The following is a 22,500-nucleotide window of genomic DNA, read 5'->3' as shown; positions in this document are numbered from 1 at the left end:
GCCATGGCCCGTCTGATCCGCCTGCTGTCCGAGGCGCTGATCACCATTGAACGGCTGGTGTTGATGGCGCTGATCGCCGCCGTTGCGGTGCTGGTGCTGCTGAATGTGGGCGGGCGCGCGCTGGGCGTCACCCTGGCTTGGGCCGATGAGCTGGCGATCCTGGCCATGGTGCTGGCGGCCTTTGTCGGCGCGGCGCTGATGCTGCGCGCGCGGATCGATCCGGCGGTGCTGATCCTGCATGAACTGCTGCCCGTCCGCGCCGTGGCGGTGCTGCGCGGGGCGGTGTCGGTGGTGGGCTTCGGTTTCGGTCTGGCGCTGCTGTGGATGTGCTGGCGCTGGCTGGACCCGGCCGGGTTGGCCGCCAGCGGTTTCGATGTGGCCGAATTCGAAATGACCCGCTTCAACTTCGCTTATACCGAGGTGACGCCGGTCCTGGGCCTGCCCTACTGGTGGTTCTATCTGATAATGCCCTGGTTTGCCCTGTCGGTCAGCCTGCATGCGCTGGCCAACCTGCTGGAGGATGCGGGGCTTTCCCCCCCGCGCGCCCTGGCGTCCGAGTTGCGCGGGAACGGCATGTCATGACCGCTGCGGGGTTTGTGCTGCTGCTGTTGCTCGGCGTGCCCATCGGGCTGGTGCTCTGCCTGGCGGCGGTGCTGTTCATTGTCGAAACCGGAAATCCGCTGCTGTTCGACAGCTATGCCATGCGGCTGTTCGGATCGCTGGACAATTTCGGCCTGCTTGCCATCCCGCTGTTCATCCTGATCGGCGAGTTGATGAACGGTGCGGGCATCACCACGCGGCTGGTGCGGCTGGCGTCGATCTTCGTCGGGGCCTTCCGCGGCGGACTTGCACATATCAACCTGCTGGCCAACATGATGGTGGCCTCGATCCTCGGCTCGGCCACGGCGCAGATCGCGATGATGAGCCAGATCATGGTCCCGGAAATGCAGCGCGCCGGGTATGACCGCGCCATGGCCACCGGGATCACCGCCTATGGCGGGCTGCTCGGGCCGATCATCCCGCCGTCGATCGTGTTCGTGGTCTATGCGGTGCTGGCGCAGGTGGCGGTGCGCGACATGCTGATCGCGGGGATCGTGCCGGGGCTGTTGCTGGGGGGGCTGTTCATGGGCACCGTGGCCGCGCTGGGCTGGCGCCACGGGTTTCCGCGCGGCGAGGTGCCTGCCCCCGGCGCACGCGGGACGGCCCTGCGCCAGGCGCTGCCGATGCTGGCCATTCCACTGGTGATCATCGGCACCATTCTGGGCGGCTTCGGCTCCCCGACCGAGGCGGCAGCCATCGGCGCGCTGGTGGCGCTGGGGCTGGGGCTGTTCCACACCCGCAGCCTGCGGCTGGCCGATCTGCCCGCGATCCTGCTGCGCACCGGGGTTAATACCGCGCTGGTGCTGTTTCTGGTGGCCGCGGCGGGGGTGTTTTCCTGGGTGCTGATCTATGGCCAGATCCCGCAGATGGTGGCGGTCTCGGTGCAGGCAGTGGCCGGGACACCGGCGGGCTTCATGCTGCTGGTGCTGGCGCTGCTGCTGGTGGTGGGCACCGTGATCGACGGGATCCCGGGGCTGATCATGGTGGTGCCGATCCTGCTGCCCATCGCCACCGGGGTCTACGGGATCGACCCGCTGCATTTCGGGGTGGTGGCGTCAATCACGCTGATCCTGGGGCTGCTGTCGCCGCCGGTGGGGATCGGCCTGTATGTAGCGGCTTCGGTCAGCGGGGTCAGCCCGCTGCGGGTGTTCACCGTGGCGCTGCCCTTCTTTGCCGTGGCCTGCGCCGCGCTGGTGCTGCTGGCGGTGTTCCCCTGGCTCAGCCTCGCGCTGCTATAGGCCGCCCGGGCCGCGCGCGGGCAGGTCGGCCAGCACCGCCTGCGCGGCGGCGCGCGGATCGCCCGCCTGCCAGATGGGTCTGCCCACCACGATATGATCCGCCCCCGCAGCGATGGCCCCCGCAGGGGTGGCGACCCGCTTCTGGTCCCCCCGCGCGCTGCCCTCCGGGCGCACACCGGGGGTGACGATCAATCGGCCCCGTGCCTCGGGCAGGGCACGCAGGCGGGCGGCCTCGTGCGGGCTGGCAATCACCCCGTCGGCCCCGGCCTCAAAGGCGCGCGCCGCGCGTTCGACCACGATATCCGCCATGTCCCCCGGCACCATCATCCCCGCATCCAGATCGCCCCGGTCCAGCGAGGTCAGCACCGTCACCGCCAGGATCTTCATCTCGGACCCGGCGGCCCCTTCCATCGCCGCGCGCACCACATGCGGGTCGCCATGCACGGTCAGGAAATCCAGATCAAACCGCGCCAGGCCGCGCACCGCGGCCTCAACCGTGGCGCCGATGTCAAAGAGCTTCATGTCCAGAAAGATGCGCTTGCCCTGCTCATCCTTCAACTCGCGCGCCAGTGCCAGCCCGCCGCCGGTCAGCATCCCCAGCCCGATCTTGCAAAAGGAGACCGAGTCGCCCAGCCGCTGCACCAGCGCCAGCGCGTCAATCGCATTGGGCAGGTCCAGCGCAACGATCAGCCGGTCATCGGCCCTGGTGACAGTCTGAAGCGACATGGCTGCATCCTTTCGCGCGCTGAAGGCCCACCGGTGATACGCCAGCCCCGCCAATCCGTAAAGCCCCCGACACCCGCAGCGCGCGCGCCCGCGCCCCTTTCGGGGCGCAGCGCCCACGAGGCGCACAGGGCGGGTGGGTGGGTGCGGCTCGTGGGCGCTTCCCGGCGCGGGCCAGACGCGCATCCACGGGTGTCGCGCATCTGCGGATCGGGTATACTCCTGCCCCATGCGGATCGTCACCTTCAATGTCCAGAACCTGCGCCTGCGCCGCGCCGCCGGGCGGCCCCGTTTCGACGGCGCGCGCGATCTGGACACGCCGGGCGATGACACCCCCGCGGCCGGCGCGCTGGACCTGGCCGACCGGCGCCTGACCGCGCAGGTGCTGGCCCATGCTCAGGCCGATGTGATCGCCCTGCAGGAGGTCTTTGACCAGGAAACGCTGGATTATTTCCATGACCATCTGTTGCGCGCTGCCGGTGCACCGCACTATCCCCACCGCCTGTGCCGGCGCGGGAATGACGGCGGCGGGCGCAACCTGGCGCTGCTGTCACGCCGATCCTGGGCGTCTGTGCAAAGCCATGCGCAATTGATGGCGGCTGATTTCGGGGACAGCAACCCGCCCGGCACCGCCCCGGAAACGCCCGTGTTCCGGCGCGATTGCCTGTCGGTGCGCCTTGACGCGCTGACCCTGTTCCTGTGCCATTTCAAGGCCCCCTGGCCGGACCCCGCCGCCGCCTGGCCCGTACGCGCGCTGGAGGCCCGGGCGCTGCGCTGGCTGATCGACACCCGGCTTGGCAAGGATCCGCAGGCGCTCTGGCTCATTGCCGGGGATCTGAACGAACCCAGTGGACCCGGCGCGCCCGGATCGGCGCTGGCACCGCTGGTCGCCGACGGGTTCGCGGTGGATCTGATGGCGCGGATGCCCGATGCCGCGCGCTGGACCTTCCATGAACCCGGCAACGGGCGCTATGGCCGCCCCGATGCGCTGCTGGCCTCGCCCGCGCTGGCCCGGCGCTTTCCCCATGCCCGCCCGACGATCCTGCGCGAGGGCCTGTCCCAGAACGCCGCGCGCCATGCCGGGACGCGCCTGCAGGACGTGGGCAAGCACCGCCCTCATGCCAGCGACCATGCGGCAGTCCTGATTGACCTCCCCGGCCTGTGATCGGCGCGATCGGCGCGCCCGCCTGGAAGCACCCCGCGCCCCGTCTGCAACGGCGTCGCCTGCGTGGACCGCCCGGTCAGAACCCGCCTGAACCCCCTCCCAGCCATGCGCAATCCGCAGGTGCAGGCGCTCCGACTGCCCGAGGGCACGATCATCGGCGAAAGCGCGGCGATCATCCTGACCCTGGGCGAGCGACATCCGGGCGCGCTGGCCCCCGGCACCGGGCGATTCGGATCGGCCGCAATTCCTGCGCTGGCTCATCTACATGGCCGCAAGCCCCTACATGACCTTCGTCCAGTTCAATCATCCCTATCTGTTTCTTCAGGACCGCAAGACCCATGCCGCGCTGATCGCAAACGCGCGCAGCCGTTTGCTTGCCCAGTTCTCAATCCTTGAAAATGCGATAGCAGGGGCGCCGTTCTTTCTGGCCCGGGGCCTGACCGCGCTCGATCCCTATCTTTGCATGCTGGTGGAGTTCCATGACGACCATGCCGCGCACTTTGATGGCAGGCCAGGGCTGCACGTCCTGCACGGCACCGTTTCCGTGCGTCAGTCCGTGCAGACCATCCGGCCCGGCCACGGGTGACCCTTCACGCAATGGCCGCGCGCAATGACCCTGACGCGGTGCCGCACGCCCTTGGCGCCCTCAGAACGCCAGCGCCGTTCCGTCATGGGCCTCAAAGACACCGCTGCGGGCCAGATCCAGCGCGGCAAAGCGGGTGCGCAGGCCTGCCACGGCCGCGTCCAGGCCGATATCGGCACCGGAACCGCCCATGTCGGTGCGCACCCAGCCGGGGTGATAGACCCCCACGGCAATGCCTTCATCACGCAGATCGGTGGCCAGGTTGCGGCCCAGGTTCAGCACTGCCGCCTTCGAGGCCCGATACACATAGGCCCCGCCATTGGCATGGGCGCTGGAGCCCATGATCGACCCAAGTATGGCGATCCGCGCGCCGGGACGCAGATGCGGGCGCATGGCCTGCACGGTCCAGAACACCCCGGCCACATTGATGGCGAAACTCTGCGCCCAGATCTGCGGCGTCAGATCACCCGGGGCCATATGCTTGTCCAGATAGACACCGGCATTGCAGATCAGAAGGTCGACGGGCCGCTCCAGCCGCCCGGCCAGGACCTGCAGCGCCTGCGGGTCGGTCACATCCGCTTGCTGCCAGTCAATCCCCGCGTCCGGCGGGGCGGCGCCGCGCGTGCAGGCCACCACCTGCGCACCCTCCCGCGCGTAGCTCAGGGCCAGCGCCCGGCCGATCCCGCGGGCCGCGCCCGTGATCAGGACATGGTCCATCGCACCCTCCTGCGTTGCCCTGGCTCAGAAATCGACGGCAATGCCCTTGCGTTCCCAATCGCCATAGCGGACGGGTTCGGGGCCCTTGCGGCCGCCCAGTTCGCGCGGGGCGGGCGGGGCCTCGGCGGCGGCTTCCTCGGCCAGGCGGCGGCGCTCGGCGGCCTCGGCCAGGGCGCGCCGGGCGGCGGGGGGCAGATCGGGGCGGGGATCGTCGGACATGGGCGTCTCCTGCGGGCGGTTGCTTGTCTGGACCCTGCCGCTGTTATAGGGCTGGGCGGGCGCACAGACAACCGGACCCGCCATGCCGCCGCCGCCCCCTCGTCGCCCACGCCCCGGGCCCGCGCCCCGGCCTGCACCGCCCGCGGATGCGCGGGCGGGCGCACTGGCGCTGCTGCGCGCCACGCTGGGCCGGGGGCAAACCCTGGCCGAGGCCCGCAGCACCGCGGACACCCCCTTTTCCCGCCTGCCCCCGCCCGATCAGGCCCGCGCCCTGCGGCTGGCGCTGTCGACCCTGCGCAACCTGGACCGCGCCGATACCACCCTATCACCGCATCTGCGCACCCCCCCGCCCGAGCCTGCGCGCACCATCCTGCGGCTGGCCATCTGCGAATGCATGGTCTTTGACGCGCCCGCCCATGGGGTGGTCAATGCCGCCGTGGCCCTGACCCGCACCAGCCGCAAGGGCGCGGGGCTGGCCGGGCTGGTCAATGCCGTCCTGCGCAAGGCCACCGCCACCCCCCGCAGCACCTGGGACACCCTGCCCCCCCAGCGCCTGCCCGCATGGCTGCGCAAACCGCTGACACGCGCCTGGGGCAAGGCGCGCGTCAGCGCGATGGAGGTCGCCCATCTGCAGGGCGCCCCGCTGGACCTTACCCTGCGCAGGCCCGATCAGGCCGCGCACTGGGCCGCGCAACTGGGGGCCGAGCTTCTACCCACCGGCAGCCTGCGCCTGCCCGCCGGCGCGCAGGTCACCGCCCTGCCCGGCTATGCCCAAGGCGCCTGGTGGGTGCAGGATGCCGCCGCCGCCCTGCCCGCGCAACTGCTGGCGCCGGCGCCCGGCGCGCGGGTTCTGGACCTCTGCGCGGCACCGGGGGGCAAGACGCTGCAACTGGCCGCCATGGGCGCGGATGTCACGGCGCTGGATATCTCGGCCCCGCGTCTGGAACGGCTGCACCGCAACCTGGCGCGCACCGGCTTGCGCGCGCAGGTCGCCACCGCCGATGCGCTTGACTGGCGGCCTGAAGCACCCTTTGACGCCATCCTGCTGGATGCGCCCTGTTCGGCCAGCGGCACCATCCGGCGCCACCCGGATATGCCGATGGCACGCAAACCCGCCGATCTGGAGGCGCTGCGCAGCCTGCAGGCGCGCCTACTGGACCGCGCCCTGGACCCGGCGCAGGGGCTACTGCGGTCCGACGGGCGGGTGGTCTATTGCACCTGCTCACTGCTGCCGCAGGAAGGTGAGGACCAGATCGCCGCCGCCCTGCATCGCCACCCGCAGATCCGCCTGCGCACCCCGTCCCTGCCCGGCGTGGATCCGGCGTGGATGCATCAGGGCGGGCTGCGCACACGCCCCGACCATTGGGCCGGTCGCGGGGGGCTGGACGGGTTCTTCATGGCCGTTCTGGACCATTGCCCCGATGCAACGACCGGCGCATGATCGACCCCGCCGCAGTCCCTGCACCGGTGACTTTGCCGCCCCGCCCCCATAGACTGCGGCGTGAAAGCGGATGAGCGCCCACTGCAAAGGACCAGACCCCGCGTGATCCACCATGACGCCGCGCCCTCGCGGCGCACCCGTTTCATGAACGCCCTGGCCGCGCGGATCACGGCCCGCGGTGTGCAGCCTGCTGACTTCACCGCCCCGCCCGAACCAAGCGGCCTCGGCGCATCGGCGCGCGGCCAGCAGGTGCTGGACGGGCATTTCCTTGTCGGCGGACGGATCGTCCAGCTGCCACAGGGCACCTCACCCTGGGACCGTCCCATGCCGGACCGGGCGCTGAGAAACGGGATGCACGGGTTCGAATGGCTGGACCATCTGGCCGCCCTGGGCAACCGGGCCGCGCGGCGAACCGCGCAGGACTGGACGGCGCAATGGATCGCCCGCTTTGGCCGGGGCAGCGGGCCGGGCTGGTCGCCTGCACTTGCAGGCCAGCGGCTGCGGCGCTGGACCGGCCATGCGCTGTTGCTGATGTCCGATGGCAAGGCCCCGGCGCGCGATGATGCCTTCCTGCGCGCACTTGCCCATCACACGGCCTTTGTCGCGCGCCGCTGGGATGCCGCAGCGCCTGGCCAACCACGACTGGAGGCCCTGACCGGGCTGCTGCTGGCCGCGCTCTCGCTGCAGGGGATGGCGGGCCATGTCCCCGCCGCCAAGGCCGCCCTGGTCCGCGAATGCCGCGCCCGGATCGATGCCAATGGCGCCATTCCCAGCCGCAACCCACAGGAACTGCTGGATATCCTGGTGCTGCTGACCACAGCCGCACGGGCGCTGGAGGATGCCGGACGCATGGTCGAACTGGCCATCACCGAAGCGATCGAACACATCGCCATCACCCTGCGCACCCTGCGCCATGCCGATGGCGCGCTGCCGCGCTTTCACGGGGCCGACAGCGCAACCGAAGGGCTGCTGGACCGGACGCTGGCCGAGTCGGCCATTCGTGCCCCGTCCCGGGACGGGCGCGCCATGGGATATGGGCGGCTGACAGGCGGGCGCAGCACGCTCATCGTCGATGCCGCCCCGCCGCCGCTGGGCCCGGGGTCCGAGCGCGCCCATGCCTCCACCCTCGCATTCGAACTGGTGTCGAACCGGCGCGCGGTGATCGTCAACTGTGGCGCGGGGGCACCCTTCGGCGCCGATTGGGAACGGGCCAGCCGGGCCACGGCCTCGCATTCCACCCTGGCGCTGGATGGCCTGTCCTCGGCCCGGATGGGGGTCACGCGCCGCGGCAGCGCCCCCCTGGGTGACGGACCGCGCACCATCGGCGCCGAGCTGGAGCGCGAACCCTCGCACACCGCCTTTCTGCTCAGCCATGACGGCTATGTGGCCAGCCACGGGCTCACCCATCTGCGGCGGCTGGACCTCAGCCGCGATGGCCGGGCGCTGGTGGGCGAAGACACGCTGGTGGCCCTGGCCCCGGACGACAAGCACCGGCTTGAACGGGTGCTGGCCCGGGCGGGCGACCACGGTATCGGCTATGCGATCCGCTTTCACCTGCACCCGCAGGCCCGGGCCGAACCGGACCCCGCAGGCACCGGCGCCACCATAACCCTGCAAAGCGGCGAGGTCTGGGCGCTGCGCTTCGAGGGCCCGGCACGGCTGTCGCTGGAGCCATCGGTCTATCTGGAGGCCGCAGCACTGCGGCCCCGTGCCACAATGCAGATCACCTTGTCAGCCGCGGTCCGGGACTATACCAGCCAGATTGCCTGGACCCTGGCCAAGACCGCCGACACCCCCCTCGCCCTGCGCGACATCGGCCGCGATGACGCGCTGGCGCTGCCACCACTCTGACGACCCATAGGGCCGCCCATAACCCGAAAGACCCGCCATGACCGATACCCTTCCCCTGCGCCGCGCCTTGATCTCGGTTTCGGACAAGACCGGCCTGATCGACCTGGGCCAGGCGCTGGCCGCGCGCGGGGTGGCGCTGATCTCCACCGGTGGCACCGCATCGGCCCTGCGCAACGCCGGGCTGCGCGTGCAGGATGTCGCCGAGATCACCGGCTTTCCGGAAATGATGGACGGCCGGGTCAAGACCCTGCACCCCATGGTCCATGGCGGGCTGCTGGCCCTGCGCGACAATCCCGCGCACAGGGCCGCCATGGACACCCACGGGATCGGCGACATCGACCTGCTGGTGGTCAACCTCTACCCGTTCGAGGCCACGGTGGCCCGCGGCGCCGGGTATGACGAAGCGGTGGAAAACATCGACATCGGCGGCCCGGCCATGATCCGCGCCGCCGCCAAGAACCACCGCTTTGTCACCGTGCTGACCGATCCGCAGGATTACGGCCCCCTGCTGGCCGAACTGGACAGCCATGACGGCCATACCGGCTATGCCTTCCGCCAGCGCATGGCGCAGATCGCCTATGGGCGCACGGCAGCCTATGACGCGGCGGTCTCGGGGTGGATGGCCGGTGCCATGGGCGAGCCCGCCCCGCGCCACCGGGTGGTGGCCGGAACCCTGGCCCAGACCCTGCGCTACGGCGAGAACCCGCACCAGACGGCCGCTTTCTACCGCGATGGCAGCGACCGCCCCGGCGTGGCCAATGCCACCCAGCATCAGGGCAAGGAACTGTCCTGGAACAACCTCAACGACACCGATGCCGCCTTCGAACTGGTGGCCGAATTCCTGCCTGCCGATGGCCCCGCCTGCGCCATCATCAAACACGCCAACCCCTGCGGCGTGGCCCGCGCCGACACCCTGGCCGAAGCCTACGCCCGCGCATATGATTGTGACCGGACCTCGGCCTTCGGCGGGATCATCGCGCTGAACATGAAACTGGATCTGGCCACCGCCCGCGCCATCACCGAGATCTTCACCGAAGTCGTCATCGCCCCCGGCGCTGACGAGGACGCCATGGCGCATTTCGCCACCAAACCCAACCTGCGGCTGCTGACCACCAATGGCCTGCCGCTGGCCGGCGCACCCGCCCTCTCGCTGCGCCAGCTCTCGGGCGGGTTTCTGGTGCAGGACCGGGACAGCGCCATGATCGATGCCGACGCCCTGCGCGTGGTCACCGACCGCGCCCCCACCCGGGCCGAGCTTGATGACATGCTCTTTGCCTGGCGCGTGGCCAAACATGTGAAATCCAACGCCATCGTCTACGCGAAGGACCAGGCCACCGTCGGCATCGGCGCAGGCCAGATGAGCCGGATCGACAGCACCCGCATTGCCGCGCGCAAATCCGCCGACATGGCACAGGCGCTGGACCTTCCCGCGCCCCTGACCCAAGGGTCAGTGGTCGCCTCGGACGCCTTCTTCCCCTTTGCCGACGGGCTTCTGGCCGCGGCCGAGGCCGGGGCCACCGCCATCATCCAGCCCGGCGGCTCCATGCGCGATGACGCCGTGATCGCCGCCGCGAACGAAGCTGGCCTGGCCATGGTCTTCACCGGCCAGCGCCATTTCCGGCACTGAACGGCCATGCGCATACTCGCTGCCACACTTGCCCTGACCCTGCTGGCCGATCAGGCCAGCAAATGGGCCGTGATCGACCGCATGGCCCTCGCCCAGCGCCTCTATGTCGAAATCTGGCCCCCCTATCTGAATTTCACCATGGCCTGGAATACCGGCATCAATTTCGGCCTGTTTGGCGGCGGCACGGATGCCACCCGCTGGATCCTGATCGCCCTGGCCCTCGCCATCTGCACATGGGTGCTGGTCTGGACCTGGCGCGAGCGGGCCAACCGCATGATGCAACTGGCCGCCGGTCTGCTGGTCGGCGGCGCGCTGGGCAATGTGATCGACCGGCTGCGCTACGGCGCCGTGGCCGATTTCATCAACATGAGCTGCTGCGGCATCAACAACCCCTATGCCTTCAACATTGCCGATGTGGCCATCTTCGCCGGCGCGGGCCTGCTGATCCTCTTTGCCGGGCGCAAGAACACCCCGTGACGGCTGGCGGCATATGGGGTAAACAGGGCCCGAGATACGCGAACACAAGGGGCTTTATGATGCTGCGCGGCAAGGGTGTTCTGGGGGTAATGGCGCTGGCGCTGCTCACGCTGGCCGGATGCGGCGGGACGGAAAACCCCGCGCTCATGCATGCCGCCGCCGAATCGCGCAGCCCGGATGAGTTCGCCATCCTGCCCACCCGCCCTCTGGAAATGCCGGACCGGATGGACAGCCTGCCGGACCCCACGCCGGGCGGAACCAACCGCGCCGACCCGCAGCCCCGCGCCGATATCGCCGCGGCCCTTGGCGGCAGCCGCCAGGCCGCGCTCGAAGGCGCGGTTCCCGCCGCCGATGGCGCGCTGGTCTCTCGCGCCACTCGCTTCGGCACCGACCCCGCCATCCGCGACCAGCTGGCGGCCGAAGACCTTGAATTCCGTCGCGCCAATCGCGGCCGCCCTCTGGAACGCCTGTTCGCCGTGAATGTCTATCACCGCAACTACCGGGTCATGGCACTGGACCGCTACGCCGAGCTTGAACGCTGGCGCGCCCGCGGGGTGCAGACCTCTGCCGCCCCCCCGCCAAGGGAACGCTGAACCTCTCCGCACCATCCCGGGCCTCCTCTCAGCTTCATCTTGCCGGAAATACTCTCCGGGGGTGAATGCGCGCCCGCGCGCAGAGGGGGCAGAATGCCCCCTGAAACCCGCACGCAGTGCCAGAAGACCTGCGCGCGGAACGCGCGCTCCGTGTGATGACGCAGCGTGACGGGTGACAGGCCCCCACGCCCCTGCCACTGTGGCGCCACTCTGGAACCGAAGGTGCCCGCATGTCCCCCTATCCGCATCTGTTCACCCCGATTGATCTGGGCCGGCTGACCCTGCCCAACCGTGTGCTCATGGGCTCCATGCATACCGGGCTGGAGGAAATGGGCGACTGGAACCGCGTCGCCGAATACCACGCGGAACGCGCGCGCGGCGGCGTGGGGCTGATGGTCACCGGCGGCATGGCCCCCAATGCCGAAGGCGGCGTCTTCCCCGGCGCGGCGGGGCTTTTCACCGACACCGACATCGCCAACCACCGCACCGTCACCGACCGGGTGCATGACGCGGGCGGGCGGATCGCCATGCAGATCCTGCACGCCGGCCGCTACGCCTATGGCAAGGACTGCGTCGCCCCTTCGGCCATCCGCGCCCCCATCGCCCCCTTCACCCCCCGCGAACTGGACGAGGACGGGATCGAAAAGCAGATCACCGACATGGTGACGGCGGCCACCCGCGCCCGTGACGCCGGCTATGACGGGGTCGAGGTGATGGGCTCCGAGGGCTATTTCCTCAACCAGTTCCTCTGCCTGCACACCAACCACCGCACCGACCGCTGGGGCGGGGATTATGCCAACCGCATGCGCCTGCCGGTCGAGGTGGTGCGCCGCATCCGCGCCGCCACCGGCCCCGACTTCCTGCTGATCTACCGGATTTCACTGCTGGATCTGGTCCCCAATGGCCAGAGCTTCGACGAGGTCCTGCGCCTTGCCCGCGCGATCGAAGAGGCGGGCGCCGATGTGCTCAACACCGGCATCGGCTGGCATGAGGCGCGGGTGCCCACCATCGCCACATCCGTACCGCGCGCGAATTTCACCTGGGTCACGCGCAAGCTGATGGGGGCGGTGGGGGTGCCAGTGATCACCTCGAATCGCATCAACAGCCCTCAGGTGGCCGAAGACGTGCTGGCGCGCGGCGATGCCGACATGGTCTCCATGGCGCGCCCCTTCCTGGCCGACCCGGAGTTCCTGGCCAAGGCCAAGGCCGGCCGCGCCGCTGAAATCGCCCCCTGCATCGCCTGCAACCAGGCCTGTCTGGACCACACGTTTCAGGGCAAGGTCGCCTCGTGTCTGGTCAACCCCCGCGCCGGGCATGAAACCGAGCTGACCTACACCCCCACCACCACGCCGCGCCGCGTCGCCGTTGTCGGCGCCGGGCCTGCGGGCATGATGGCCGCGATCACGGCGGCGCAACGCGGGCATGCGGTGACGCTGTTCGAAACGGCCGACCGCATCGGCGGGCAGCTCAACATGGCGCGCGTGATCCCCGGCAAGGAGGAGTTTCACGGCCTGGTGGACTGGTTCGCCACCATGCTGGAGCGCGCAGGCGTGACGCTGCGGCTTGGCCAGGCCGCGGATGCCTCGGCGCTGGCGAGCTTTGATGCGGTGGTGATCGCCACCGGCGTGCGCCCGCGCGACCCCGGGATCCCCGGGCAGGCGCGGGCGAATGTCCTGCGCTACACCGATGTGCTGCACGGCAAGGCACAGGCGGGCGCACGCGTCGCAATCCTGGGGGCGGGGGGGATCGGCTTTGACGTGGCCGAATACCTCTCGCATCACGGCCCCAGCCCGACGATGGAGCCCGCGCTTTGGGCCCGGGTCTGGGGTGTCAGCGATCCGGCCCGCCACCCCGGGGGCCTTGCCCCCGACGGCCCCCGCCCCGAGGCCCCCGCCAGGGCCATCACCCTGATGCAGCGCAAGGCCGAAAAGCCCGGCAAGCGGCTGGGCAAGACCACCGGCTGGATTCACCGGCTGGGCCTGCAGGCGCGCGGGGTGCGGATGATGGGCGGGGTGGAGTATCTGCGCTTCGACGATGCGGGCCTGCATATCCGCCGCGACGGCAGCGAAGAGGTGATCGCCGCCGATACCTTCGTGCTTTGCACCGGGCAGGAACCCGAGCGCGCCCTGGCCGAGACGCTGGCCGCGACGGGGGCGGAAATCCATGTGATCGGCGGGGCGGATGTTGCCGCAGAGCTGGACGCGAAGCGGGCGATCGACCAGGGCGCACGGGTGGCCGCAGCGCTGTAGGGATCCGATCCAGGGGTGTTTGAAACGATGCCCCCGGACCAAGCCGATAGCCGGGGGGCCAGCCCCCCGGACCAAGCCGATAACCGGGGGGCCAGCCCCCCGGACCCCCCGGGATATTTTTACAAGGATGAAAGGGGGGCGGGGTTTTGCTGCGGAATGGGTCAGCGTCCGGCGCGGGCCTGTTTGCGGAGCATCCAGCCGACGATCAGAACGGCGATGGTGACGATGCCGATGATGATCGTGGCCAGCGCGTTGACATCGGGGCTGACACCCAGCCGCACCTTGGAAAAGATCACCATGGGCAGGGTGCTGGCGCCGGGGCCAGAAACGAAGCTGGCGATCACCAGATCATCGAGCGACAGTGTGAAGGCCAGCAGCCAGCCCGAGACCAGCGCCGGGGTGATCACCGGCAGGGTGATGTCGAAGAACACCCGGACGGGGCCGGCGCCGAGGTCGCGGGCGGCCTCTTCGAGGCTTTCGTCCATATCACGCAGGCGGGACTGGGCGATCACGGCGACAAAGGCGGCGCAGAATGTCGTATGGGCGATGATGATGGTGGTCAGGCCGCGCCCGGCGGGCCAGCCCAGTGTCAGCTCCATCGACACGAACAGCAGCAGGAGCGACAGGCCGGTGATCACCTCGGGCATGACCAGCGGCGCGGTGATCATGCCGGTCAGCAACAACCGCCCGAAGAACCGCCCCATCCGCACCAGCACGAAGGCCCCCAGCGTGCCCACGATCACCGCCAGGTTGGCCGACCAGAACGCCACCTTCAGGCTGACCCAGGCGGCGTTCAGGATCTGGCGGTCGCGCAACAGCTCTCCATACCAGCGGGTCGAAAAGCCGCCCCAGACCGTGACCAGGCGGCTTTCGTTGAAGGAAAACACCACCAGCGAGATGATCGGCGCATAGAGGAACACGAAGCCGAAAACCACCGCCATGGGCAGGACCCAGCCGCGCCCGGTCATTTCAGCTCCCTCCGGTTCTGGACCGATTGCAGCCACATGATCGGCGCGACCACCAGCACCAGCATGACGATCGCCACCGCCGAGGCCACCGGCCAGTCGCGCGAGGAGAAGAACTCATCCCACAACACCCGGCCGATCATCAGCGTGTCCGGCCCGCCCAGCAGCGCCGGGATCACGTATTCGCCGATGGCCGGGATGAAGACCAGCATGGAGCCCGCCACGATCCCCGGCAGCGACAGCGGCAGGGTCACGGTGAAGAAGGTCACCATGGGCGAGGCGCCCAGATCCGCCGCCGCCTCCAGATGCGCATCATCAAGCTTGGTGAGGTTGGCGTAGAGCGGCAGGATCATGAAGGGCAGATAGGTGTAGACGATACCGATATAGACCGCGAAATCGGTCTGCAGCATGGTCAGCGGGCTGTCGATCACCCCGGCCCAGATGAGGAAATTGTTGATCACGCCTTCGCGCCGCAGAAAGCCCATCCACGCATAGACCCGCAACAGGAAGCTGGTCCAGAAGGGCAGGATCACCAGCAAAAGCAGGATCGAGCGGCGCGGTTCGGGCGAGCGGGCGATGAAATAGGCCATCGGGTAACCGATCAGCAGCGCGAAGATGGTGGAGACCACGGCAATGCGGATCGAGGACAGATAGGCATTGGCGTAAAGCCGGTCCTCCATGAGCCAGCGGTAGTTTTCCAGCGTGGCGATGATCTGCAGCGTGCCGTCGGCGTCACGCTCCCACAGCGGCGTGTAGGGGGGGCGGGCGATGATCGCCTCGGCCAGGGAAATCCGGCCCAGCACGAAGAAGGGCACCAGGAAGAACACCAGCAGCCACAGCATGGGGATGGCGATGACCAGCGTGCGCCCGCTGATCCCCAGCCAGCCGAACACCCGCGCCGTGCCGCGCCAGGGCGCGCTGCGGGTCAGGGGGTTGCCGGGCGCGGCGCTCATTCGGTCAGCACCTTGAACGCTTCGGGGCGAAAGCTGGCCCAGACCCGTTCATCCCAGCTGATGGGCTTGCCTTCGCGCAGGTTGTTGGGTTCGGTCACACGGATCATGCGGCCCGTGTCCAGCACCACGCGAAAGGTGGACATATGGCCGACATAGCCCACATCCTCGACCGTGCCGCGCAGGACATTGCGCGCGCTGTCCGGGCGGTCGCGGCTGAGCGTGATGCGTTCGGGGCGCAGGGCGCCCCAGACGGTCTGCCCCCGCGTCAGCCCGGTTTGCGGCGGGACCAGCACCGCGCCCCCCGCATCCGGGCAGGCCAGCCGCATCATGTCGGGGGCGGCGGCTTCGACCGTGGCTTCGAACAGGTTCACCGAGCCGATGAAATCGGCCACGAAGCGGGATTTCGGATTCTCGTAGATCTCGCGCGGTTCGCCCACCTGTTCGATCACCCCGTCACGCATGACGCCGATGCGGGTGGCCAGGGTCATCGCCTCATCCTGGTCATGGGTGACCACGATGAAGGTCACGCCCAGGGTTTCCTGAATGCGGATCAGCTCGAACTGGGTTTCCTCGCGCAGTTTCTTGTCCAGCGCGCCCAGGGGTTCGTCCAGCAGCAGCACCTTCGGCTGCTTGATCAGCGCGCGGGCCAGGGCGACCCGCTGGCGCTGGCCGCCGGAAAGCTGATGCGGTTTGCGCCGGCCAAAGGACTCCAGCTTGACCATTTTCAGCATCTCGGCCGCGCGGGCATAGGCCTCGCGGCGGGACATCCCCTCGCGCAGCAGGCCGTAAGCCACGTTCTTTTCCACCGTCATATGCGGAAACAGCGCGTAGGACTGGAACATCATGTTGGTGGGGCGCCGGTCCGGGGGCACGCGGCCCATGTCCTGCCCGTCAATCAGGATGGCGCCTTCGGTCGGGGTTTCGAACCCGGCCAACATCCGCAGCAGCGTGGACTTGCCGCAGCCTGACCCCCCCAGCAGGCAGAACAACTCGCCCCGGTGGATGCCCAACGACACGTCATTGACGGCGGTGAAATCGCCGAAGCGCTTGGTGATGTTGCGGATTTCAATAAAGGGCTGGCGGGCGGGATCGCGCCAGGGACGGGTATCGGCGGCAATCTGTGGTTCGGACATATTGGTGCGTCCCGGCTTGGAAAAGACCCGCCCGAGCCAGTGCCCCGGGCGGGTCATGTCGCTTACTGGCCGGTGCGCACCCGGGTCCACAGGCGCGTCACGGTCCGGTCGGTGCGGCTGTCATAGGTGACGCCGGTAAACAGCGTGTCCAGCACGTCATCGGTGGGATAGATTGCCGGATCGGTGCGGATATCCTCGTCCACCAGATCAAAGGAGGTGGCATTGGCGTTGGGGAACCAGACGTAATTGGTGATCTCGGCCGCGACCGAAGGCTCCATCATGAAGTTGATGAAGGCATGGGCGTTTTCGGGGTTCGGCGCATCCGCCGGGATGGCCAGCATGTCGAACCACTGCATCGCCCCTTCGCGCGGGATCGCATACCAGACATTGACGCCGCGGTCCGCTTCCTCGGCGCGGTCGGCGGCTTGCAGCACATCGCCGGACCAGCCCACGGCCACGCAGATTTCTCCATTCGCCAGGTCCGAGATATACTGCGAGGAGTGGAAATACCGCACATGCGGGCGCGCCTCCATCATCATCTCGGCGGCGGCTTCGAAATCCGCCGCATCGGTGGATTGCGGGTCCAGCCCCATCCAGGCGAAGGCGGCGGGGAACATGTCGGTGGGCGAATCAAGCCAGGAGATCCCGCAATCGGCCAGTTGCGCGGCGATCTCGGGGTCAAAGACCATGTCCCAGGTATCGACCTCGAAATCCTCGCCCAGCCGTTCGGCGACCATGTCGATGTTGTAGCCGATGCCGGTGGTGCCCCACATGTAGATGGTGGCATGTTCATTGCCCGTGTCATGGGCGGCGGCGGCGGCCATCAGGCCTTCGTCCATATGCTCCCAATTGGGCAGCTGGTCACGGTCCAGCGGCTGATACACCCCGGCCGCGATCTGGCGCTGCAAGAAGGTCGCCGTCGGCACCACCACATCGAACCCTGAAGAGCCCGCCAGCAGACGCGCCTCCAGCGTGTCGTTGCTGTCATAGACGTCATAGTTGACAGTGATGCCGGTTTCTTCGGTGAAGCGCTCCAGCACTTCATCGGTGATGTAATCGGACCAGTTGAACACATTGACCACATCGGCCTGCGCCGCGCCCGCCTGGGCGATGATGGCGGCACAGGCGGCCATGACAAAGCGGTTTTTCTGCATGGGTGAAGCTCCCTGACTTGGGTGGCCTGGGCCACATGGATTTCCGGGCGTTCGCCGCCTCTGGGAAAAAGTCTAAGGGCCGTGGCAGCAGTTTCACAAGCCAAAAGCTGCGTGATCGGCATGGGCCAGCAAGGATTTGATCAAAATTCCGACCTCAGCCCAGCATTGCGCGCCGCAGTCTGACAGCTTCGGCGCCCTCGTCCAGCGTCACATCCGCCATGCACAGCATCTCGCCCGCGGCCACATCGCGCCCAACCGGCACCCCATGCGCCAGACCGATCGGTAACAGCGCGCCTGCCCGCGACTGCGCCGCCGGAACCGCCTTGCCCCAGACGGTCCAGCCGCCCTCGCCGTCCAGAACCTCGCCCGCGCGCAGGTCGCGCTTGGCCACGGCCACCGCATCGCCGCGCCATTCCCGCGTCTGGCCCGTGGGTTCCCCCCGCAGCGCCGCCGAGAGGACCGAGACCGACAGTTCCAACCCGATCAGATGGAACGGCTTGTACATGGCCGCATAGCGCCCCGAGGCATCCGTCGGCAGCCCGTATTGGCGGAAACAGGCAGCCGCATAATCATTGGGCGCCTTCAGCACCACATAGACGCCCCAGCGCAGATCGCGGAACACCGGGCGGCCATCGCGCTCCAGACTGGAGACAACCTCGACCATCCCGTCGCGCGCCAACTGCCCGCCAACCGCGCGCGGGCGCAGCACATGGGCCAGATCATCCACCCCGCAGGGCGGGAAGCCCAGGCCACCCTCGGGCACATCCAGCCCGCAGGCATTGGCAATCGCCGCCATCTCGATCGCGGATTTGGTCCCATCAAGGAAACTGTTGAACATCTGCGGGTTCATGCCCGCCGCGGCGGCCTCCTGCGCCGTCAGCCCGTAGTGCGACCAGACATCATCCGGCGTCACGCCATGATAGGCGGGCAGGTACTTCGTCCCCTTCCCCGCCGCGGCCACCTCGAACCCCGTGGCGCGGGCCCAGTCCACCATCTCCGATACCAGCGCGGGCTGGTCGCCATAGGCCATGGAATAGACAACCCCCGCCGCCCGCGCGCGTTCCGCCAGAACCGGACCGGCCAGCACATCGGCCTCTACATTCACCATCACCACATGCGCGCCCGCCTCCATGGCGGCCAACGCATGGGCGATCCCGGGGCCGGGGGCGCCCGTGGCCTCGATCACCACATCCACCCCCGCCTGCGCCGCCGCCACACCGCTGTCCAGAAACTGCGTTCCCGCAATCCGCCCGTCATCCCAGCCCACCGTGCGGCAGGCCGCCCGGGCACGGTCCACGTCCAGATCGGCGATATGGCTGACCTCCAGCCCCGCGATATGCGGCACCTGTGCCAGAAACATCGACCCGAACTTGCCCGCGCCGATCAGCGCCACCCGCACCGGGCGCCCGTCGGCGCCGCGCTCTGCTGCCAGCCTTGCCAGATTCATCCACCTTCCCCCTCTGTCCTGCCTGCCGCAACAGGTCCCAGCCGCGCGCAGCGACAGCGAAGCGCCAGAAGACCTGCGCGCGGAACGCGCGCTCCGCATCCAAGGTTACAGAAACACCATCAGCGCCGAAACTGCCAGCAACAGCGCCATGATCCGCATGAACACCTGCCAGCGACGCGGCGATTGCAGCAGCGTCGTCAGCAGCGCCCCGGCCGAGGTCCAGAACAGGCATACCCCGAGGTTCACGCTGGAAAACGCCGTGGCCAACCGCGCGGCCTCCCACGCCGGGGCCATGCCTGCGCCATAGCCCGCCGAAGCCGCAAAGGCCACCGCCCAGACCTTCGGATTGATCCACTGAAACAGCACCGCCTGCCAGAGCGTCATGGGCGTGCCCTTGTCTGCGACCATCCCCGCCGGGCTGCGTGTAGCCTTGTAATAGTTCCAGGCCATATACAGGATCCACGCCGCCGCCAGCCCCCGCAACACCGTGCCCAGCACGGGGCTGGCCAGCACCAGTGCCCCCACGCCCAGCGCCGTGACCGCACCAATGACCCCCACGCCCAGCACCACGCCGAACAGATGCGGCAGGCTGGCCCGGAACCCGAAGCGCGCGCCCGAAGCCGTCAGCATGATCACATTCGGCCCCGGCGAGAACAGCCCGAGAAACAGGAACGCATAGAGCAACGGATCGAGGAACAAGCGCGGCACTCCCGGGAAAAAGGCCGGCGGAACCCCCGCCGGCCAGCGCATCGGATCAGTCGGGTAGAGCGTTTATTTTCGCATGTCGAAAAGCTCGGAACCGGAGTCCACTTCCGAGCGAGATGCTAAAGTACCGCTATCCGCCCAGAATGTAACTCGGGAACCACAGCACGATCGCCGGAAAGGCCACGCAAAGCGCCAGTCCCACCACCTGCAGCGCCACAAAGGGAATGATCCCCTTGTAGATTTGCTGGATCTTCACCTCGGGCGGGGCCACCCCCTTCATGTAGAAGAGCGCGAAGCCGAAGGGCGGTGTCAGGAAACTGGTCTGCAGGTTCACCGCCACCAGGATCAGGAACCATATGATGATCGGGTTGCCGATCCCGTCCCAGGTGCCGACATGGCCGCCGAAATCCAGCAGCGCCACGATGGGGGCAAAGATCGGCAGCACGATCAGCGTGATCTCGATCCAGTCGAAGAAGAAGCCCAGCAGGAACACCATGGCCAGCAGGACGAACAGGATCGACCACGGCCCCACGCCGGTGTCGCGGATGAAATTGACGATCAGGGTCTCGCCGCCGATGGCCTTGAACACGAAGGCGAAGGCCGTGGCGCCGACGAAGATGCCGAACAGCATCGCCACCGTCAGCGCCGAGCGTTTGCAGACCTCCAGGAAGTTCGCCCAGGTCAGGCGCCGGTTATACGCCGCCAGCAGGATCGAGCCGAAGGCACCCACTCCCGCAGCCTCGGTCGGGGTCGCAAACCCCGCAAAGATCGACCCCAGCACCATGGCGATCAGGAAGATCGGCGGCAGGAAGCTGGAGAAGATCATCTTCCAGAATTCCAGCCTTGTCGAAGGGCCGATGTCATCGGCCATGGGTGGCGCCAGTTCGGGGCGGAACCCGCACAACAGCAGGATGTAGACAAAATAGAGCGCCGCCAGCAGCAGCCCCGGCATGAGCGCGGCAATGAACACTGTCCCCACCGGCACCGACAGCAGGTCTGACATGATCACCAGCATGATCGAAGGCGGGATCAGGATGCCCAGCGTCCCCGAGGACGCGATGGTCCCCGTGGCCAGCGGCATGTTGTAGCCCGCCTTCATCATCACCGGCAGGGCCATGAGCGTGATCATCACCACCGAGGCGCCGATGATCCCCGTGGTTGCCGCCATGATGGTGCCCATCAACGTGACCGACAGCGCCAGCCCCCCCGGCACCCGCCGCAGGATCACCTGCAGCGCAAAGAGCAGATCCCGCGCGGCGCCGGATTTCTCCAGCATGGTGCCCATGAAGGTGAACATGGGGATCGCCACCAGCACCAGGCTTTCCATGGTCCCGCCATAGATGCGCAGCGGGATCAGGGTGAGTTGCTGCAGCCGGAAGGTGCCGAAGAAATCGCCCAGCACCGCGAACAACAGCGCCACACCGCCCAGGATGAAGGCCACCGGATATCCGGTGAACAAAAGCATCGCCAGCACGGCGAACATCACCAGCGGCAGATAGGTTACAAGAATTTCCATCGTTTATCTGTCCCTCGTCCCGGCGGCGTGTTCAGCGCGCCTGCGCCTGCGGTGGAAGCTCGCTCTCTTCGGGCGGTGCCGGGTTCTGGTGGCTGTAGGCGTAATAGTTCGACTGCGATTTCAGCGAAGGCGGGCCGAACAGATAGACCATGCATTTCAGTGCCACCGACATGCCCGCCAGCGCGATCAGCGCAAAGCCCAGCGGCAGCATGGCCTTGATGACGAAGCGGTTCGGAAGCCCGGTCTGCGCAGCCGATCCTTCGCCTATATTCCAGGATCGCATGGCGTTTTCGATGCCGTACTGCATGACCACATAGCAATAGGGCACCATGAACAGCAGACACCCGGCCAGTTCGATCCAGACGCGGGTGCGCGGGCGCAGCGTGTCGCGGACCAGTTCGATCCGCACATGTGCATCCTTCACATAGGCATAGCCCAGACAGAACAGAAACAGCGCTGCGTGCAGATGCCACTCCATTTCCTGAACCCTGGTGGCGCTGAACATCCGGTACCAGTCGGTGCGGGTCCATTGCGGATTGTAGCCCAGGTACTGGCGCTGGATCACATCATACATGATTGCAAAGATCAGTGCCGACAGCAGAACCACCGCCGCGGTGACCCCCACCCGTGTGAGGAAGGTTGCCAGCCCGTTGCTGGCGTCCAGCATGTTGTGGAAAACCGTCAGCCGCCCGCGCGCCATCCCGTAGCCGAACATGCCCAGAATGATCACCGTCAGCGCAAGCATCAGATAGGGCGCGTAGGGGGTCATGACCTCATAATAGGCCAGAAGGGCCTCGGCCTGCTCATCGCCGCGGTTGGCGACCCGTCGCAGGGCGTTGATCTCACGCGTGGTCAGCGCAAAGGGCTGGGCGAACATGACCGAAAACCAGCCCAATACGCTGGCGGCTGCAAACACCGCCGGATTGCCGCGCAGGAAGGTCGAAGCCACAAGGCCAAGCACCAGCACGCCCACCGTGGCGAAAATCATCGTCGAATCCGATGGCAGCACAACCAGCCAGAAAGCTGCGGCAAGCGACAAGATGCCACCAACGGTTCCAAGGGTCTCGCGCAAGGCCATGCAGCGGCTCCTTTCGGATCATAGGGATGCCGCGCGCGGCCAGATGTCGCGCGCGGCAAATGCATG

The 22,500-nt window shown here is 68.0% G+C and carries 21 protein-coding genes; 10 read left to right on the top strand and 11 right to left on the bottom strand.

All coding sequences use genetic code 11. From position 1 onward, the window contains the following. The first annotated feature begins 3 nt into the window (after positions 1 to 3). Together HUK65_RS02330 and HUK65_RS02325 are read left to right on the top strand one after the other, a co-directional pair. Positions 4 to 582 (top strand): TRAP transporter small permease, encoded by a 579-nt coding sequence (locus HUK65_RS02330; protein WP_179904517.1) that lies wholly within the window; start codon positions 4 to 6, stop codon positions 580 to 582. Continuing rightward, on the top strand, positions 579 to 1,838 hold the full coding sequence (locus tag HUK65_RS02325) for a TRAP transporter large permease (protein WP_179904516.1): 1,260 nt from the start codon (positions 579 to 581) through the stop codon (positions 1,836 to 1,838). The genes HUK65_RS02330 and HUK65_RS02325 overlap by 4 nt, the downstream gene beginning before the upstream one ends. Here HUK65_RS02325 and pyrF read toward each other — a convergent pair. Beyond that, positions 1,833 to 2,564: an orotidine-5'-phosphate decarboxylase gene (gene pyrF, locus HUK65_RS02320; RefSeq protein ID WP_179904515.1), complete on the bottom strand. Its 732-nt coding sequence runs from the start codon at positions 2,562 to 2,564 to the stop codon at positions 1,833 to 1,835. The two genes, HUK65_RS02325 and pyrF, sit on opposite strands and share 6 nt — an antisense overlap. A 226-nt stretch (positions 2,565 to 2,790) precedes the next feature. On the opposite strand from pyrF, the gene HUK65_RS02315 reads away from it, so the two are divergent. Beyond that, positions 2,791 to 3,726, top strand: coding sequence for an endonuclease/exonuclease/phosphatase family protein (locus tag HUK65_RS02315; RefSeq protein WP_179904514.1), 936 nt, complete (start codon positions 2,791 to 2,793; stop codon positions 3,724 to 3,726). A 265-nt stretch (positions 3,727 to 3,991) separates the two neighbouring features. Further along, positions 3,992 to 4,312 (top strand): hypothetical protein, encoded by a 321-nt coding sequence (locus HUK65_RS02310; RefSeq protein WP_179904513.1) that lies wholly within the window; start codon positions 3,992 to 3,994, stop codon positions 4,310 to 4,312. A gap of 60 nt (positions 4,313 to 4,372) precedes the next feature. On the opposite strand, the gene HUK65_RS02305 is transcribed toward HUK65_RS02310, so the two are convergent. Continuing rightward, positions 4,373 to 5,026, bottom strand: a complete 654-nt coding sequence (locus HUK65_RS02305) for an SDR family NAD(P)-dependent oxidoreductase (protein WP_179904512.1) — start codon at positions 5,024 to 5,026, stop codon at positions 4,373 to 4,375. 24 nt (positions 5,027 to 5,050) lie between these two features. After that, positions 5,051 to 5,245: a DUF1674 domain-containing protein gene (locus HUK65_RS02300; protein ID WP_179904511.1), complete on the bottom strand. Its 195-nt coding sequence runs from the start codon at positions 5,243 to 5,245 to the stop codon at positions 5,051 to 5,053. A gap of 82 nt (positions 5,246 to 5,327) precedes the next feature. On the opposite strand from HUK65_RS02300, the gene HUK65_RS02295 reads away from it, so the two are divergent. From HUK65_RS02295 to HUK65_RS02270, 6 genes are all read left to right on the top strand, one after another. Beyond that, positions 5,328 to 6,686: an RsmB/NOP family class I SAM-dependent RNA methyltransferase gene (locus tag HUK65_RS02295; RefSeq protein ID WP_179904510.1), complete on the top strand. Its 1,359-nt coding sequence runs from the start codon at positions 5,328 to 5,330 to the stop codon at positions 6,684 to 6,686. Positions 6,687 to 6,788: 102 nt separating this feature from the next. Then, on the top strand, positions 6,789 to 8,537 hold the full coding sequence (locus HUK65_RS02290) for a heparinase II/III family protein (RefSeq protein WP_327787017.1): 1,749 nt from the start codon (positions 6,789 to 6,791) through the stop codon (positions 8,535 to 8,537). Positions 8,538 to 8,574: 37 nt separating this feature from the next. Then, the gene (gene purH / locus HUK65_RS02285; protein ID WP_179904509.1) at positions 8,575 to 10,164 is read left to right on the top strand and encodes a bifunctional phosphoribosylaminoimidazolecarboxamide formyltransferase/IMP cyclohydrolase; all 1,590 of its coding nucleotides are present in this window, start codon (positions 8,575 to 8,577) and stop codon (positions 10,162 to 10,164) included. A 6-nt stretch (positions 10,165 to 10,170) separates the two neighbouring features. Further along, entirely contained in the window at positions 10,171 to 10,641 is a 471-nt protein-coding gene (gene lspA / locus HUK65_RS02280) for a signal peptidase II (RefSeq protein ID WP_179904508.1), read from the top strand. Between the two features lie 59 nt (positions 10,642 to 10,700). Continuing rightward, complete coding sequence (locus HUK65_RS02275) at positions 10,701 to 11,234, top strand: DUF3035 domain-containing protein (RefSeq protein ID WP_179904507.1); 534 nt, start codon at positions 10,701 to 10,703, stop codon at positions 11,232 to 11,234. Positions 11,235 to 11,464: 230 nt separating this feature from the next. Then, a complete protein-coding gene (locus HUK65_RS02270) occupies positions 11,465 to 13,483 on the top strand; it encodes an NADPH-dependent 2,4-dienoyl-CoA reductase (RefSeq protein WP_179904506.1) in 2,019 nt (672 codons plus the stop codon). Positions 13,484 to 13,644: 161 nt separating this feature from the next. Here the strand turns inward: HUK65_RS02270 and HUK65_RS02265 are convergent, their stop codons facing one another. From HUK65_RS02265 to HUK65_RS02230, 8 genes are all read right to left on the bottom strand, one after another. After that, positions 13,645 to 14,451 carry an ABC transporter permease subunit gene (locus HUK65_RS02265; RefSeq protein ID WP_179904505.1) on the bottom strand — a complete coding sequence of 269 codons (807 nt, stop codon included), beginning with the start codon at positions 14,449 to 14,451 and terminating at the stop codon, positions 13,645 to 13,647. Further along, positions 14,448 to 15,290 (bottom strand): ABC transporter permease subunit, encoded by an 843-nt coding sequence (locus HUK65_RS02260; protein ID WP_235441726.1) that lies wholly within the window; start codon positions 15,288 to 15,290, stop codon positions 14,448 to 14,450. Before HUK65_RS02260 ends, HUK65_RS02265 begins: the two co-directional genes overlap by 4 nt. Before the next feature lie 107 nt (positions 15,291 to 15,397). Continuing rightward, complete coding sequence (locus HUK65_RS02255) at positions 15,398 to 16,534, bottom strand: ABC transporter ATP-binding protein (RefSeq protein WP_179904503.1); 1,137 nt, start codon at positions 16,532 to 16,534, stop codon at positions 15,398 to 15,400. 62 nt (positions 16,535 to 16,596) lie between these two features. Then, positions 16,597 to 17,688 (bottom strand): polyamine ABC transporter substrate-binding protein, encoded by a 1,092-nt coding sequence (locus tag HUK65_RS02250; RefSeq protein WP_179904502.1) that lies wholly within the window; start codon positions 17,686 to 17,688, stop codon positions 16,597 to 16,599. 154 nt (positions 17,689 to 17,842) lie between these two features. Next, on the bottom strand, positions 17,843 to 19,135 hold the full coding sequence (locus HUK65_RS02245) for an NAD(P)H-dependent oxidoreductase (RefSeq protein ID WP_179904501.1): 1,293 nt from the start codon (positions 19,133 to 19,135) through the stop codon (positions 17,843 to 17,845). 105 nt (positions 19,136 to 19,240) lie between these two features. Next, a complete protein-coding gene (locus HUK65_RS02240) occupies positions 19,241 to 19,843 on the bottom strand; it encodes a LysE family translocator (RefSeq protein ID WP_327787016.1) in 603 nt (200 codons plus the stop codon). 127 nt (positions 19,844 to 19,970) lie between these two features. Beyond that, positions 19,971 to 21,356, bottom strand: coding sequence for a TRAP transporter large permease (locus HUK65_RS02235; RefSeq protein WP_179904499.1), 1,386 nt, complete (start codon positions 21,354 to 21,356; stop codon positions 19,971 to 19,973). Positions 21,357 to 21,387: 31 nt separating this feature from the next. After that, a complete protein-coding gene (locus HUK65_RS02230; RefSeq protein WP_179904498.1) occupies positions 21,388 to 22,434 on the bottom strand; it encodes a TRAP transporter small permease subunit in 1,047 nt (348 codons plus the stop codon). Between the last annotated feature and the right edge of the window lie 66 nt (positions 22,435 to 22,500).

Origin of the sequence: Rhabdonatronobacter sediminivivens, from assembly GCF_013415485.1 — a bacterium.
GTDB lineage: Bacteria > Pseudomonadota > Alphaproteobacteria > Rhodobacterales > Rhodobacteraceae > Rhabdonatronobacter > Rhabdonatronobacter sediminivivens.
Note: the sequence above shows the minus strand (reverse complement) of the source record. Positions and strands in the feature narration are given on the sequence as shown.

Excerpts from the sequence above, each read along its gene's own strand:
- HUK65_RS02330 (WP_179904517.1), top strand. The coding sequence starts at position 4 with ATGGCCCGTCTGATCCGCCTGCTGTCCGAGGCGCTGATCACCATTGAA.
- HUK65_RS02325 (WP_179904516.1), top strand. The coding sequence starts at position 579 with ATGACCGCTGCGGGGTTTGTGCTGCTGCTGTTGCTCGGCGTGCCCATC.
- pyrF (WP_179904515.1), bottom strand. The coding sequence starts at position 2,564 with ATGTCGCTTCAGACTGTCACCAGGGCCGATGACCGGCTGATCGTTGCG.
- HUK65_RS02315 (WP_179904514.1), top strand. The coding sequence starts at position 2,791 with ATGCGGATCGTCACCTTCAATGTCCAGAACCTGCGCCTGCGCCGCGCC.
- HUK65_RS02310 (WP_179904513.1), top strand. The coding sequence starts at position 3,992 with ATGGCCGCAAGCCCCTACATGACCTTCGTCCAGTTCAATCATCCCTAT.
- HUK65_RS02305 (WP_179904512.1), bottom strand. The coding sequence starts at position 5,026 with ATGGACCATGTCCTGATCACGGGCGCGGCCCGCGGGATCGGCCGGGCG.
- HUK65_RS02300 (WP_179904511.1), bottom strand. The coding sequence starts at position 5,245 with ATGTCCGACGATCCCCGCCCCGATCTGCCCCCCGCCGCCCGGCGCGCC.
- HUK65_RS02295 (WP_179904510.1), top strand. The coding sequence starts at position 5,328 with ATGCCGCCGCCGCCCCCTCGTCGCCCACGCCCCGGGCCCGCGCCCCGG.
- purH (WP_179904509.1), top strand. The coding sequence starts at position 8,575 with ATGACCGATACCCTTCCCCTGCGCCGCGCCTTGATCTCGGTTTCGGAC.
- lspA (WP_179904508.1), top strand. The coding sequence starts at position 10,171 with ATGCGCATACTCGCTGCCACACTTGCCCTGACCCTGCTGGCCGATCAG.
- HUK65_RS02275 (WP_179904507.1), top strand. The coding sequence starts at position 10,701 with ATGCTGCGCGGCAAGGGTGTTCTGGGGGTAATGGCGCTGGCGCTGCTC.
- HUK65_RS02270 (WP_179904506.1), top strand. The coding sequence starts at position 11,465 with ATGTCCCCCTATCCGCATCTGTTCACCCCGATTGATCTGGGCCGGCTG.
- HUK65_RS02265 (WP_179904505.1), bottom strand. The coding sequence starts at position 14,451 with ATGACCGGGCGCGGCTGGGTCCTGCCCATGGCGGTGGTTTTCGGCTTC.
- HUK65_RS02260 (WP_235441726.1), bottom strand. The coding sequence starts at position 15,290 with ATGCTGTGGCTGCTGGTGTTCTTCCTGGTGCCCTTCTTCGTGCTGGGC.
- HUK65_RS02255 (WP_179904503.1), bottom strand. The coding sequence starts at position 16,534 with ATGTCCGAACCACAGATTGCCGCCGATACCCGTCCCTGGCGCGATCCC.
- HUK65_RS02250 (WP_179904502.1), bottom strand. The coding sequence starts at position 17,688 with ATGCAGAAAAACCGCTTTGTCATGGCCGCCTGTGCCGCCATCATCGCC.
- HUK65_RS02245 (WP_179904501.1), bottom strand. The coding sequence starts at position 19,135 with ATGAATCTGGCAAGGCTGGCAGCAGAGCGCGGCGCCGACGGGCGCCCG.
- HUK65_RS02235 (WP_179904499.1), bottom strand. The coding sequence starts at position 21,356 with ATGGAAATTCTTGTAACCTATCTGCCGCTGGTGATGTTCGCCGTGCTG.
- HUK65_RS02230 (WP_179904498.1), bottom strand. The coding sequence starts at position 22,434 with ATGGCCTTGCGCGAGACCCTTGGAACCGTTGGTGGCATCTTGTCGCTT.